Raw genomic sequence first — 14,432 nt, 5'->3', positions numbered from 1 at the left:
CGACTCATTTTTCCATTATAGCAAAAAATGAAGTCTAACTCCATTACTTCCGGATTACTTCCGGATAATCACCACTATTCTACTTTTTCGAGACGTGCATTTGGTCTGTAGACCCGTCCCGCTTTGGCTTGATGATTTCCGTGCATCATTACATTGTCTCCGGTAAACCCGATGTTAATTTTAAGAAGATTGCTGCCTACTCCATAAATATCAACAGGTACACCGCGTTTTTCATAATCGGTGATCCGCTCCTCGGTAAAACCGCCGCTGACGACGATTTTCACATGCCCAAACCCTTCCTGGTCGAGAGCTTTACGCAGCGCAAAAATAAGCTCAGGATTCGCACCACGGGGGTCGAAGCTGCCGAGCACCTCTGGATTACGGAAGAAGTATTGGTCAACCATCGTCCTTGAGGTATCCACTCTGACTCCTTTTAAAACATCTCCAAATTCTCTGGCCACTTTAAGGGCATCGGTGATAGTGTCATTATTGTAGTCCACCAGTGCCATTAGTTCGTCTTCAGGATACGTCTCATGATACGCCCTCGTCGCTTCAACAATGTCTCCATTAAACATCTGGAGCAAGGCGTGCGGCATCGTGCCCATCCCCTGTTTGCCCCACCATTCATTCATCGCATGGGTAGCCTGTGCGGTAGAGCCGCCGATATAAGCCGCATAACCATCCCCTGCCTGCTGGGCGAAGTGATCGTCCCGGTCGCCCATAAAGATGACCGGCTTTTGGACACCGGAAATACTCGCCGCTTTGACAACATTATAAACATTCGTTGCCACGGATGTTCTTCTGGCCAAAATGCCATCAAGCATTCCTTCCAAAAAGCCAAAATTTTGATAAGGGCCAGTAATGGTAAAGACGGTTTCAAATGGAGAAATTTTATCTCCATCTTTCAACGAGTGAATCTCCAGATCATCTGCGTTTTTGGCAAATGTCTTGATCAAGGCGATTGCTTCGTCTGTTCCGCAAAGTACGGCATCGTTTTTTTGGAAAAATTGCATGGTTACTATATTGTCAGGTTTGAATTTTTTTACGATTTCACACGTTTTCAGAAAATAAACAGCTGAAAACCAGCCATCGCCTGCCCTTTCATCAAATTTGAATGTTAGATTGGTCAAGCGTTTGATTTTACCCTGCAGCTTTAATTCTATTTCTTTCATATAAACTCCTCATCACCTGGTCAAGAAATTCATGGTTTCTTTCTGTCGTTTAAAATGGGCCCTTTGGACTCATCCTTAACTATCATATAGAAGTACTCTTCAGAAAACAAGAGAAAGTGAAACAGCGGGCACTTCAAAATCTTTTGCATAAAAAAAGACAACCCATTGTCTGGCTCCATGGCCAGGCAATGAACTGTCTAATTCTACTTGGAGGGTTGATTTCCGTCTTCAGGTTGCTCGCTTTTACCGGCATACTCACCTGTCCCGCATTTCCTGCCGGACAAGGAAGGCTTCGGCAGCAACATATCGCACGAAGAAAATGTGAAGTTCATTTTCAAGGAGTCTCGCACGTCACACTCCAATCAACTGCTTTATACTTCTGCTTCACTGTAAAGCTTGCTTTGAAATTCTTCATTGGTCATGAGAACTGTACGGGGCTTTGAGCCCATGGCTTCGGAAACAAGGCCGAATGCCTCCATCATTTCTACAAGACGCGCAGCTCGGTTGTAACCAACCCTGAAACGTCGTTGGATGCTTGAGGAAGATGCAGCGCCCATATCGAGTACGTAATAGCAGGCTTCTTCAAACAGATCATCTTCTTGTTCAACCGTTTGATTGGACTGGATCAATTCTTCTCTGCTGAATAAGTAATTGGTTGAATGCTGCTCTTTGACAAACGCAGTAACCCGTTCGATCTCATCATCCGATACAAAATTCCCCTGAATACGGACCGCCTTGCTTGATCCATTTTCAAGAAACAGCATATCGCCTCTGCCGAGCAGGCGTTCCGCACCGCTCATGTCGATAATCGTACGGGAATCGACCGCAGAAGAAACAGCAAAGGCTGTCCTTGTCGGGATGTTTGCTTTAATCAGACCGGTAATAACGTCCACGGAAGGCCGCTGGGTTGCCACCAGCAAATGAATGCCACATGCTCTAGCTTTTTGGGCAATCCGGCAAATGGCTTCTTCCACGTCCTGCGGCGATACCATCATCAGGTCTGCAAGTTCATCGATGACCACAACGATATATGGCATTTTGTTGGCATACAGCTGCTCGCGTTTCATTTTGTCGTTAAACCGCTTAATGTCACGCACGCCATGTCTTGCAAAGGCTTCATACCTTCGCTCCATTTCCTCGACTGTCCATTTCAAAGCCGTAGTCGCTTCCTTTGGATCGGTAATGACCGGTGTAACCAAATGAGGAATGGCATTGTACGGAGCCAATTCCACCATTTTCGGATCAACAAGAAGCAGGCGTACATCTTCCGGAGATGCTTTGTACATCAATGAAATCAAAATGGAATTGATACATACACTTTTTCCGGAGCCTGTGGCTCCTGCGATCAACCCATGAGGCATTTTTTGCAGATCGGTCACAATCGGATCACCGGATAAATCCAATCCCAGCGCAACGGTAAGTGGTGAACTGCTGTTGCGGAATTCCTCGGTCTGAAGAATCTCCCGTAAGAAAACAGGCTGGCTGTATAGGTTGGGCACTTCAATGCCGATTGTGTTTTTCCCCGGGATGGGTGCTTCGATTCGTATATCCTTTGCTGATAAACTCAGCTTAATATCGTCGCTTAAATTGGTTATCTTATTCACTTTTACTCCAGGTGCCGGTTGTACTTCGAGACGGGTAACCGACGGCCCTTTTGTCATGTTGACTACTTTGGCATTAACATTAAAGTTATCGAGTGTCAGCTGGAGCAGATCTCTTTGTTCTTCCATCCAAAGACTATCATCCTCCTCCTGTACCGGGGGATTCTGAAGTAACTCGAGCGGCGGAAAAGAAAGATCAGCTTCCTCTGCCGAAATCGGAGTAACCTCGTTTACTGTTGCTTTTGTTTCAACAGGAGATGGCGTCTTTTTGTCACCCGTATGATTGGCAGTACTTTTCCGGTCTTTTTTGAGCATCAGCACATTAAAAGGAATGTAAGAGCCTCCTGGTTTTTTCTCAGGCTCCCGGCGGGTAACAACTTCTTCTTTTAATGACGGTTCTGGCAAAGCAGGTTCTGCTATTAAGTTTGCATCTTCCTGATCGGTCACGGTACGATTCTTAACCGCAGATGCTTCCTCTTCTTCAGGCTCCAAAGCTGTTGGCTCTTCAACTTCTGCAACAACTTGTACTTGTTCGATTTGTTCGTCTTCAGGTTCTTTAAGGTCCATCCTTTCAGGCGGCAACTCAAAAATCACTTCATCACCGGGGAGTTGAGCAACATGAAGCTCATTCCCGCGTGCTTCAGATGGTTCAGCAGGCAGTTCCAGCTGTGGTTCTGGCAGCAATTCTGCTTGTGCCGGCTCAATGGTTTCTTTTCTGAATTCATCAATGAGAAGCACAGGCTCCTTCTTCATTTGCATCTGAGGAATAGGTTCCTCAATGGGATCTTCCATTTTTTCTTGCGCTACAGGAAGGTTTCTGCCTTCTTCTTCACTCAGAATGACGGGTTCTTTGCCTGATACGGGTTCTTTTAGCAGTTCTTCCATCAAGGCCGGATCCGGCATCTTTTTTTTCTGAATTTCGGATAGCTTCCATAATCCCGGATTGACAATCGTATCTGGTTTCCGTTCACGATAACCATAAATCGGTGATGGGACCTGGGAAGGCATGAAGCCTCCCTTTGGACGTTCCTCCGTTTTCTTCGAAGGACTTTGCCCACTTTTGTCACGGCCGCCAAATCCATAAACAGGAGATGGAATTTCCGAAGGCCGAAACTTGCTGTTAGAATCTTGCGCGCTATACCGGTTTTCACCAGCTTGTCCAGATCCAACTTGATTGGTTCCATTTCGGCTGCCAAACCCATAAATGGGTGATGGGATTTCAGATGGCTTAAAGGGTTGTGTTTTCTCTTCTTTAAGAGGTGGCTTTGCTGGCTCTTCCTTGGACAGGTTTTCTTTCTGACGCTCCCGTGTGTATCTCGCTGTCTCTTGTCCTTCTCTACCTGTTTGTTTTTTCGCATAGCTTTGTTTTCTTGCCGGGGTATGTCTTCCAATCTCTTCTTGATCATCAATCAACGGGAATCGAAATTTCCCTTCTACCGGATAACGGCTTACCATTCTGGCTGCAGAGCTGTTTTGATGGTTCTGAAACCGGCCGACTGTACGTCCTTTTACGGGTTCTGTTTTCTCATTTTTATGTAGGGCTGGATCTATTGTTTCTTCTGTCTCAGAAGGTTCATCATCAAACATTAAATTCATCAATTTTTTAAACCACGACATTGCCTTCACCTTCTTTTTCTCTGGGTCTGTCTTTATATTGTAGCGGAATTCGGGCCATACTTTAAGAAAAATTTGCCATCGAAAGTAAAAAATATAAAAACCACTAGATTGCTCTAGCGGTTATGAAAACACAAGCTCATTTCTGATATCCAAACAGCTTCATCGGCAAACTTCACAAAGGGAATGGTACGGACATGCCCTATCATAAAAATTCGGTCCATCGATGGCTTTTATGACTTTTTTCGCCACATTTTTACCAACAATTTCATGATTTTTTTATGATTCGTCCACCGGCTTGTTTTTCGCCAGAATAAAAATGGGTTCAAGCTCTCCTTTTTCATATAAAAAAGGTAATGCAGTTACAGGAACACGGCCGTTCATGAAAAATTGCATCGCCATCTGAGCCAAAATATCATAGCCCTGGTTATTGCGGATATCCGCCAGAATAAGGACATCCTGATGCGGAATGGCAACTGCGAGTGTACCGGATGCTTCCTGTACCATTCGATCCAGCAGAGAGGCATTCAATATTCTGCTCGCATCATACCCGTCATTGTGATTGATAAAGTAAAAGGTGTTGCCAGCGACCTCATCTTTTTTCATCGAGGTGTCCAGTGATCTCACATTAAAGCGGGCCACTTCCTTCAGTTGCTCCCTCGTCATATTCATTTCTTCCAGCATCTTTTCACTGATTAACCGATAAGTATTTCCCAGATCCAGCGCATAAAAGACCGCCGTTTCTGCCGTATGCTCCTCGTTAATCAGCGCGTCTCCCTCGGGTGATTCCTTTGGAAAAGAAGTGGAGCGGATGACTGGGAAGATTTGATTCTCCGCTTTACTGGCAGGAGTTTCTTCAATGGCTTTCAATGCTTCTTCGACATGGTAAACAAGTTCATCCAAAAACGCATCCTTCTTTTTTTCCCATTCCACTGTTAATCCTGAAAGAGAAAGGGTCATTCCCTTTCCAATGTCCTTGTGTTCAATTCTAAGCTGTTCATTTTCCCGGTCATAGGATAGATCCCATTCCGGACGTTTCAGCCGGTCCTCGAGCGCCTTTTTCAGCTTCAGACTTGTACTCATGCGAAAATCCCTCCATTAATAAAAGCATAAAAAACCTCCTGGACGGAGGTTTTTTTATTAGTCTTGTTTGTATTCTACAACCACTTCTGTACCCAACCCTCCGCGAGCATTCCAGGTTGCGACAATTTTAAGGTACTTCGGTTTAAGAAGATTAACGAGATCTTCCTTAATTTTGTTGGTTGCATGTTCCTGATAAATGCCTACGTTGCGGTAAGAGGTTAAATAATATTTTAACGACTTCATTTCCACTAGGTCCTCGTTTGGAATATAGCTGATGATAATATCCGCGAAATCAGGAAGACCTGACCATGGGCAAACAGAGGTGAATTCTGTTGTAGGGATGGTAACCATTGTATCCTTGCCGACATACTCGTAAGGAATGGTTTCAAGAATGTCTACCAAAATAACACTTTCATCTTCTATATCAAAACGAATTCCTTCGTATTTCTGATGATTTACTTCTACCTTTGCCATTGCTAACGCCCTTTCTTAATATGATGCTCGACGTATTCACGTACTATTTTGAGTTTAACATACTTCTACTATTCATTGGCATGAACAGGCAAATTATTTATAAACGATGAAATTTGTTCCTTCGTTTTACGGTCTTTGTCAACATACCGTCCAATCTCTTTTCCGTCTTGAAAGGCGACAAAGCTCGGTATCCCGAAAATATCAAGTTCCTGGCACAATTCGATCAACTGATCCCTGTCCACATACACAAATGTAAACTCGTTGAATTCCTGCTCCAGCTCCGGAAGAAATGGTTTGATAAACACACAGTCAGGACACCAGTCCGCTGAAAAAACAGCGAGGGTTTTTCCTGTTCCTGTGGTCTCTTTAAACTCTTCAATCGTTTGTACAGTTTTCATCAAGATTCGCTCCTCTTATTGATTTATTTTCATATCACCAAAGGCGATATAACCTTTTTTTCTCATCCATTCTGAAAGTACCAGACTGATCACAATTGGTCCAGCAATATGCAGCAGTACGATATACAAAAAAACATCCCAGCCAAAGCCCATCGTTCGAAACGTCATGATTTGTCCGACCAAGCCGCTGGTCCCCATTCCCGCGCCTGCCGGTATGTTCACCATCTGGAAAACGAGAGTCCCAATCGGCGCCAGGATCATGCCGGCAACCGTTGGCGGGATAATGATTCTCGGATTTCGAACCACGTTAGGAAACTGAAGCTTTGAAGTTCCGATCCCCTGCGTAATCCAACCACCAAAACCGTTTTCCCTGAAGCTGATTGTGGCAAACCCGATCATCTGTGCCGCACACCCGATGGTCGCTGCACCCGCTGCTGTCCCTTCAAGGCCGAGCATGATACCAATGGCCGCACTTGAGATCGGGCCAGTCAAAGCAAGCCCAAGCAAAACTGCAACAAGAATGCTCATGACCAAAGGACGCTGGTCGGTGGCCCACATTATGAGATGGCCAAATCCTTTCATAAACTGGTCGATCCCCGGCCCCGCAAAATAGGCGACCGTAAAGCCCGCAAAAACAGTGACTGCAGGTGTAACGAGAATATCCACTTTTGTTTCCTTTGAAACAAGCTTTCCTGCTTCTATCGCTACAAGGGACGCCACAAAACTGCCTGCCACACTTCCAAGCTCAGCCCCTGCCGCACCTGCAGCTACGGTCGCAAACAACACGAGCGGAGGTGCTTCAAGCCCATAGGCGACAGCTGCCCCAATAGCCGGTCCAAGCATGCTCATGGCTATTGTCCCCATTTTAATAAAAAACGGCCATCCCGCCTGTTCTCCAATCGTTTTTAAAATAAGTCCGATCACCAACGAGGACATTAATCCAAGCGCAAAATAGCTGAACCCTGTAATGAAATATACTTTCGGGGATAATGTTACTCCCTTTCTTGCCAAAAATTGAACCACACCCATTCTCCTTTATCATCGTATGTAGAATGCACATTGTAACCTATTTATTATACAGGAGGATTAACATCTGTAAAGACACCATAAAAAATTGCTTAAAATTTCAGATATAAACAAAAAGAAGATTCTTCCGATATTAAAATTGGAGGGGAGCAAAATGAATATGTCCATTCGAAACAGAGTCAGAACCATGTTATTGATCAGTTTGTGCGGATTGCTTGTCATGACCATCTTTATGGCAGCCTATATTTGGCTGAACGGAAAAATGGATGCAGAAAAAGACCAGCTGCAGCAAAACAGCATCCAAAGCAAGGAAATTTACAGCGAATTATCAGCCATCCGAAAGAAGGAGCAAGAATATTTAAGAACGCCTTCTACAGAAAAAGCCAGCGAAATTGATTCTTCTGTTCTTACATTGCAAAAGAAAGTAAAAAACTATTCGAAGAAAGCCAACAATTCTTCCTTAAAAAACGAATACAAAAGTATTCTTGATAAAATCGGTCAATACAAAACAGCGTTTACTTCTACTTCAGCGATGACCGTACAAATTATGGAACTAAAAAAATTGATGTCCGATACATCAGCGGACTTTGAAAAAAGAGTGAAAGATTTAAAGGATGAAAAGCTGTACAACCGCTTCTTGATCATGAGCACATATGAAAAAGAATTCTATTTAGAATTGAATGACCAAAATATCACCAAATTTGAGGAGGCCGCCCAATCCTTCGAAAATCAGCTTGACCAGACTTCCCTTTCCCAGAAGGAAAAAGACGACTTCAAAACCAAACTGCTGAAATATACATCATCTGCAGGTAATATTCAAAACGTGTCCAAACAAATCAAGGGAATTAACGCCGAATTTGAAACGATCGCCGACAAGGTGGATGTTTCCATCATGACAATCGAAAAATCAAACGATCAAAAACGGGCCCAGCTTGCAAACCAGCAGTCAGGATTAAAATCCTTGCTCACCTGGCTCATGATTGGGATGGCAGTTGTGATTATTGCCGGTCTCAGCTTTGCCGGAGTCTGGCTGACCCGTTCGATCGTCCGTTCCATTTCATTGCTTAAAGAAGGGGCCACAATTATCGGAAACGGAAACCTGGATTACCGTGTAAAGGTGACGACCAATGATGAAATGGGTGCTCTGGCTGAAACCTTTAACGGAATGGCTGAAAAAATGCAGCGATCGCTCAGTGAGGTACAAAAAGCTTCTGAGCAATTGGCAGCTTCATCACAGCATCTCGCCGCCATTTCCGAAGAGACAACGGCTCAGACTGAAGAAGTTTCAGAAGCTGCACATCAGGTATCTCTCGGGGCGCAGAATCAGGCAGACCATTTACACGAAAGCACCGAGCTGCTGAATGAGGTAACCGAGGCTATCGAGGCAACAGCTGCTTTCAGCGAACAAATCGCTGATGATACATTGCGTGCAGAAGAAGATGGAAAATCGGGTATGGAAACGGTCCAGCAGCTCAATCATCATTCTGAAAAGTTTATTGCTCTCGCAAACAACCTTATTGCCCAAATTCAGCAAGCGAGCGAACAATCAAAACAGATACAGCCGATTGTTCATACCATTCAGGAGATTACGAGAAGTACCGATCTGCTTGCACTCAATGCGGCCATCGAGTCTGCAAGAGCCGGAGAAGCCGGCAGGGGATTTGGCGTCGTTGCCGCCGAAGTCCGTAAGCTTGCGGAACGCTCAAAGAATGAAGCGGAACAAATTCAGAATCTGGTTAAAATGATGGCAAAACAAATGGAAAACCTCACCCAGGAAGCCGCAAGTTTTCAAGAATATCGAAATGAACAGCTGCAATCCGTGTCCATGACCCGAGAGGCATTTGAATCAATCGTTACAAATGTAACTGCGGTTCACAGCAAAATCAGCCGTATTCAGCAATCGATTCAACATGTGGGAGCGGCCAATGTGGGACTTTCAGAAAAACTCCATAAAGTGAGCGCCATCTCACAGGAGTCCGTCGCAACAAGCGAGCAGGTCAGCGAATCAAGCATCCATCATAAACAAGCCATTAATGAGGTGAACGACGCTGCCAATGAACTTCAGGAAATCGCCCTTAACCTGCAAAACGAAGTTCAGCAGTTTCATCTCGGAGAAACTCATTCAAAGCGTACAAACGAGACGCCTGACGCTCTCCAAGACAGCTTGCTTGAAGCCTCAGCATCTATGGAAGCAGAAGGAGCTGCTTCCTAGAATCCCCAAACAAAAACCCCAATGAAAAAAGCTCCCCGAAAGGAGCTTTTTTCATTTCTATCACTTTTGAAATTTATATTGTCCATAGAGGAGCTTGACGATGTGCATGAACATCTCATCCCGTGCCAGCTCGCCATTTGTCAAAACCCCGATGGCCCCTGCTTTTTTTCGAATATCTTTGTCGGATGTAAAACTGGTCATCACCTCTCCCAGTTCACTTCCCTTTCGGATAGGAGCAGCGATCTCATCGGGCAGAGGAATCTTTGCCCCGCTCGCAACGACCAGGTGGCCGTCCTGATCCGCCAGTGCTCCCCAGTTGCAAAGATAGAGCGTTCCTTCCATATCAGTAACGCCTCCTTCGAGGCCGAATCCAAGCTCCGCTCCTTTTTCTACACACGCTTTTGCACGATTAACTGCGCCAAGCCGAGTTTCCTCGTCAGATAAAGGCTGCGGGGATACACCTGAAGGAACGTCCAATGGCTGGACCGGCTCCTTTATCATTTGTTCCACTGCTTTTACTTTTGCAGGATTCGCGGAACCAATTGCATATTTCATTTAATCACCTACCAAATCTCAGTCGTTCAGGATGCTATCCAGCATGGATTGGTCTGTCGTTTTAACAAGCTGGATCAGCAGTTCTTTAGCCGCGGCATAGTCATCCACATGAACAATGGAAGCATGAGTGTGAATATAACGGGAACAGATGCCCACAACAGCAGAGGGAACGCCTTTTCCTGAAAGATGAACACTGCCCGCGTCCGTGCCGCCCGGAGAAACAAAATATTGATAAGGAATGTTGTTTGTTTCGGCGGTATCCAGAATAAATTCGCGCAGATTTTTATTCGTAATCATCGTGCGGTCCAGAATCCGAAGCAACGTCCCTTTCCCAAGATGTCCAAATTCATTTTCATTTCCCGTCATGTCGTTAGCCGGGCTTGCATCCAGGGCATAAAAAATATCGGGTTCAATCAAATTGGCCGCCGTTTTTGAACCTCTCAAGCCAGCTTCTTCCTGAACCGTTGCTCCAGAATAAAGCTGGTTTGGCAGCTTCACATCTTTTAATTCCTTTAGAAGCTCAATGGCCAGTCCAACACCATACCGGTTATCCCATGCTTTTGCCATAATCTTTTTGGGATTCGCCATCGGGGTAAACGGACAAATCGGAACAATTTGCTGTCCCGGACGAATGCCGAACTTCTCTGCATCCTGTCTGCTGTCAGCTCCGATATCAATATACATATGCTTGATGTCCATTGGCCGCTTTCGTTGATCTTCACCTAAAAGATGCGGCGGAACTGAACCGATAACACCAATCACCGGACCGTGCTCTGTAATAATCTGAACTCTTTGGGCAAGCAAGACCTGACTCCACCAGCCGCCAAGTGTTTCAAAATGAATCATGCCATTCCGGGTAATACGGGTCACCATAAATCCAACCTCATCCATGTGGCCGGCAACCATCACTTTTGGACCTTCTCCATGTCTGACTCCAAAAATGCTGCCCATTCCGTCCTGGATGATTTCATCACTAAACGGCTCAATTTCTTTTCGTACAAATTTACGGACGTCATGCTCAAATCCCGGTGCACCGGGAAGCTCTGTTAATGTTTTAAACAACCGCAATGTATCAGTATTCATTGGTTCTCCTTTCAAAAAACGGATATATGTAATACCCCTATTGTACCGCTGGCAATCAAAATTTACCAACCTTCAATAGGGGACAGTTCTTATTATTTGTATGGAATTGGATCTTTTGCGCCCGCTTCCTCAAATCCTTTTAAGCGGAGCTTGCAGCTGTCACATTCGCCGCATGCTTCTTCTTCTCCGTTGTAACAGGAAGTGGTTAAATGATAAGGCACCTCAAGTTCCAGTCCTTTTTGAATGGTTTCCTTTTTTGTCAAATGCATAAGCGGAGCACAGATGGCAATTTGCTCTCCGGTCGTGCCGGCTTTTGTTGCAAGATTAATCGTTTCGTTCATACTTTTGATAAATTCAGGCCGGCAATCAGGATAACCGCTGTAATCGACAGCAGACACGCCAATAAAGACGGCCTCCGCCCCTATTACTTCCGCATAGGCGCTAGCCAGAGATAAAAAGATCATGTTGCGGGCCGGAACATAGGTCGACGGTATCTCTTCCTTATCTTCTTTTTCCGTTGGAACATCGATTGAAGCGTCCGTAAGAGCACTGCCTCCAATTTGGTTCAGGAAAGCAATGTCCACAATGCGGTGTTCCTTTACATCAAAATACTCAGCAACTTTTTTTGCCTGATTCACTTCACGGCTGTGTCTTTGGCCGTAGTTAAAGGTCAAAGGATAGAGTTCATACCCTTCATGTTTTGCAATTCCCATGCAGGTCGTACTGTCAAGCCCTCCACTTAAAACAATCACTGCTTTTTTCATGTTTATACCCCTCTTTTCTCCGGATCCCAGATGATTTTATGAAGCTGCATGCTGACTTTGACATCTGACATGCGTGCACTTAATACTTTGTTTACCAGTTTTTCAGGAGGCATGGTCTCCCAGACCGGGCTGAATAAGGCCAGACCTTGTTTGTGATGCTGCTCCAGTACTGACGAAGCAATGTCAAAATCCTCGTCAGTTCCAATCACGAATTTAATCTCATCATGCGGCTTCAAGACAACAAAGTTTTCATGAATCATGCGGTCCATTTCACCGGAAGCCGGCAGCTTGTAATCCATAACGAATCGTACTTTACTACTCAGCACCGGGTCGCTTTCACGCAAAAGCTGAAAGGGTTTCAGAGCAATCGCTCCGTTGGTTTCCACATGAATATCCTCAATTCGCTCGATGCCCGCCATTGCCTTTAAAAGAGCAGCGGACTTTTCTCTGTGAATTAACGGTTCTCCGCCGGTAAAACAGATGCGCTTAGAGGCGAACGTGTTAATGCGTTCAATAATCTCCTCAATTGTTGCTTCAAATTCAGGTTTGGCAGGAGCATAACTGTACGGTGTATCACACCAGGTGCATCGCAAATTGCAATGAAACACGCGGACAAAAATGGTTGGAAAGCCTGCAGCCATTCCCTCTCCTTCTATGGTTTCAAAAATTTCAACCATGGGAAGCTTCCATTGGGAGTACACATCAGATGAAGGAAGCTCAAAGTGATTCGTCATGATCCATCCACTCCCTTTTCATGGTTGCATAACTAGTTGGTGTTTCATAAAGTACGATTTCCTCTAGGAGGAAGCCTTTTTCTTTCCATTGATAATCATCCAGTTTTTGATCGAACTCTTCCCAGATCCATACAATCATATTTTCTGCGGTCGTGTTCATTGGCGGCAGCACATCATTTAAATAACGATGATCCAGCCTGCTTTCGATCGCCTCTTTATAAATTTTCTTTATATCCCCAAAATCCATGGAAATGCCAACCGGATCTACAAACCCACTGATGGTCAGGACCAGCCTGTACGTATGGCCGTGCAGGTTCTTGCACTTTCCTTCATAGCAATGGAGATGATGAGCCGCATCAAACGTAAATTCTTTTGTTACAGCTACCCGCTTATTATGGTATTTCAGCTTTTCGCGCTGAATATCTTCATCTATTTTTTGCACCTTTTTTGGAATTTCGAATTCCATTTATCTTCAACATCCTTCCAAGAACATGAAAAAAACCATAAAAAAGCTCCCTGTCAACAAACGATCGGGAGAGAGTGAAAGGTTTATGGTTTTCCACGCTCCCTAGTTTTTTTTAATGAGGGGCGGGAATTTCGAACCCTCGTACTAACGCTTTTTTAGCATAGCAAAAACACCCCGAAATACGCAAGCTGCTATTACGCCTGACAGCTGGGCGCCTGTTTTTTGTTCATGGGTTTATTTCTGTTATACTGTATGGGAAAAAGCTCACACAAAAAAGGAGATGCTGAACATGAAAGCAAGCAAATGGATTCTTGCCGGAGTTGCAGGATTTGCGGCAGGATATGTCGCTGCGAAACGTTTACCGCAGACATTGACTCCTGAAAAAGCATTAAACCTCGTTAAAGACCAGACCAGGGATGAATTTAAGATCACCGGTTCCTGGATCAATGTTCATCCAGAAGAGGTTAAGCGTTTCGGGCTTCCCTACACCGTATATAAAGGAGGTCTGTCAAGCAGACTTCATTCCAAATTGACACAATACGATTTCACGATTGATGCTAAAACCGGGAGTATACTTGATATTTCAAAACATGGAGATAAAGTGGCTGCTACTGTCTAAAAGGGCCAAAAAGAAAACACCGCTTGAGCAAGCGGTGTTTTCTTTTTAGTTAAATTCTTTGGTGTGATTATACAAGTTGTTTTTAATTTTGAACTTAGTAGTAAGGTACTGTCCTTTTTCCCAAATCGTAAGGAGGTATAAAGGTACAAGCAATACTAGAGCAAGTAGCAGAAGAACAACCACATAATCCATTTTGGTTCCTGTCTCGCTTTCATGGTCTTTCTTGTACTTTTGAAGCTCCGGACCGGCCTTGGCCACTTCCTGTTCCGTCAGCATCTTATTGTCTTTTGGATTGTAGAAGACAATTTCTTTGTGCGTGAAAGAAAAGATATTGTCTCTCTTTGTTTTGTAGGATCCCATGCCGACAACAATTTCTGACGTATTCAGCTTCTTGTCCTCATTGGGCACCGTTTGAACATCACTGATTTCAATGCTGCCTTTTTTGTAATCATAGTGGGCATCTTTTAATCCTTTTTCAATAGCTGCTTTCATTTCTGCAGTTGCTCCAGCAGCGGAAGCAATCGAAGCAAAGGAAAAAACAAGAGTAAAAACGGAAAATAGTGCAAAAATCTTCTTTTTCATAAATAATCCTCCTTGCTTTCAGTCCTAATCTCTTCCATCATATCATAGA

14 protein-coding genes are annotated in these 14,432 nt (G+C 44.5%); 2 read left to right on the top strand and 12 right to left on the bottom strand.

Annotated features, from left to right (window positions below; genetic code table 11):
• Positions 1 to 74: 74 nt before the first annotated feature.
• From AS030_RS13850 to AS030_RS13825, 6 genes are all read right to left on the bottom strand, one after another.
• Entirely contained in the window at positions 75 to 1,172 is a 1,098-nt protein-coding gene (locus AS030_RS13850) for a nicotinate phosphoribosyltransferase (protein WP_061972459.1), read from the bottom strand.
• Between the two features lie 371 nt (positions 1,173 to 1,543).
• Positions 1,544 to 4,390: a DNA translocase FtsK gene (locus AS030_RS13845; protein ID WP_061972458.1), complete on the bottom strand. Its 2,847-nt coding sequence runs from the start codon at positions 4,388 to 4,390 to the stop codon at positions 1,544 to 1,546.
• A gap of 276 nt (positions 4,391 to 4,666) precedes the next feature.
• Positions 4,667 to 5,470, bottom strand: a complete 804-nt coding sequence (locus AS030_RS13840) for a DUF1444 domain-containing protein (RefSeq protein ID WP_061972457.1) — start codon at positions 5,468 to 5,470, stop codon at positions 4,667 to 4,669.
• Between the two features lie 57 nt (positions 5,471 to 5,527).
• Positions 5,528 to 5,944, bottom strand: coding sequence for a preQ(1) synthase (gene queF / locus AS030_RS13835; protein ID WP_061972456.1), 417 nt, complete (start codon positions 5,942 to 5,944; stop codon positions 5,528 to 5,530).
• Between the two features lie 68 nt (positions 5,945 to 6,012).
• Positions 6,013 to 6,342 carry a thioredoxin family protein gene (locus AS030_RS13830; RefSeq protein ID WP_061972455.1) on the bottom strand — a complete coding sequence of 110 codons (330 nt, stop codon included), beginning with the start codon at positions 6,340 to 6,342 and terminating at the stop codon, positions 6,013 to 6,015.
• A 15-nt stretch (positions 6,343 to 6,357) separates the two neighbouring features.
• Entirely contained in the window at positions 6,358 to 7,371 is a 1,014-nt protein-coding gene (locus AS030_RS13825) for a PTS sugar transporter subunit IIC (RefSeq protein ID WP_061972454.1), read from the bottom strand.
• Positions 7,372 to 7,522: 151 nt separating this feature from the next.
• Between AS030_RS13825 and AS030_RS13820 the strand changes: the two genes are divergently transcribed.
• Positions 7,523 to 9,580: a methyl-accepting chemotaxis protein gene (locus tag AS030_RS13820; protein ID WP_141687089.1), complete on the top strand. Its 2,058-nt coding sequence runs from the start codon at positions 7,523 to 7,525 to the stop codon at positions 9,578 to 9,580.
• Positions 9,581 to 9,640: 60 nt separating this feature from the next.
• Here the strand turns inward: AS030_RS13820 and AS030_RS13815 are convergent, their stop codons facing one another.
• The 5 genes from AS030_RS13815 to queD all read right to left on the bottom strand — a co-directional run bounded on the left by AS030_RS13815 (position 9,641) and on the right by queD (position 13,182).
• On the bottom strand, positions 9,641 to 10,135 hold the full coding sequence (locus AS030_RS13815) for a DUF84 family protein (protein ID WP_061972452.1): 495 nt from the start codon (positions 10,133 to 10,135) through the stop codon (positions 9,641 to 9,643).
• A gap of 18 nt (positions 10,136 to 10,153) precedes the next feature.
• Positions 10,154 to 11,218, bottom strand: a complete 1,065-nt coding sequence (locus tag AS030_RS13810; RefSeq protein ID WP_061972451.1) for a M42 family metallopeptidase — start codon at positions 11,216 to 11,218, stop codon at positions 10,154 to 10,156.
• A gap of 92 nt (positions 11,219 to 11,310) precedes the next feature.
• On the bottom strand, positions 11,311 to 11,982 hold the full coding sequence (gene queC / locus AS030_RS13805) for a 7-cyano-7-deazaguanine synthase QueC (RefSeq protein WP_061972450.1): 672 nt from the start codon (positions 11,980 to 11,982) through the stop codon (positions 11,311 to 11,313).
• A gap of 2 nt (positions 11,983 to 11,984) precedes the next feature.
• The gene (locus AS030_RS13800; protein ID WP_061972449.1) at positions 11,985 to 12,716 is read right to left on the bottom strand and encodes a 7-carboxy-7-deazaguanine synthase QueE; all 732 of its coding nucleotides are present in this window, start codon (positions 12,714 to 12,716) and stop codon (positions 11,985 to 11,987) included.
• Positions 12,700 to 13,182 carry a 6-carboxytetrahydropterin synthase QueD gene (queD, locus tag AS030_RS13795; protein WP_061972448.1) on the bottom strand — a complete coding sequence of 161 codons (483 nt, stop codon included), beginning with the start codon at positions 13,180 to 13,182 and terminating at the stop codon, positions 12,700 to 12,702. Before queD ends, AS030_RS13800 begins: the two co-directional genes overlap by 17 nt.
• 289 nt (positions 13,183 to 13,471) lie before the next feature.
• Here queD and AS030_RS13790 point away from each other — a divergent pair, with 289 nt between their 5' ends.
• Positions 13,472 to 13,801 (top strand): PepSY domain-containing protein, encoded by a 330-nt coding sequence (locus AS030_RS13790; protein WP_061972447.1) that lies wholly within the window; start codon positions 13,472 to 13,474, stop codon positions 13,799 to 13,801.
• Between the two features lie 45 nt (positions 13,802 to 13,846).
• Here the strand turns inward: AS030_RS13790 and AS030_RS13785 are convergent, their stop codons facing one another.
• Positions 13,847 to 14,383, bottom strand: coding sequence for a hypothetical protein (locus AS030_RS13785; protein WP_061972446.1), 537 nt, complete (start codon positions 14,381 to 14,383; stop codon positions 13,847 to 13,849).
• Positions 14,384 to 14,432 lie beyond the last annotated feature (49 nt).

It is taken from the genome of Fictibacillus enclensis (assembly GCF_001457035.1).
GTDB classification, from domain to species: Bacteria; Bacillota; Bacilli; order Bacillales; family Fictibacillaceae; genus Fictibacillus_C; species Fictibacillus_C enclensis.
Note: the sequence above shows the minus strand (reverse complement) of the source record. Positions and strands in the feature narration are given on the sequence as shown.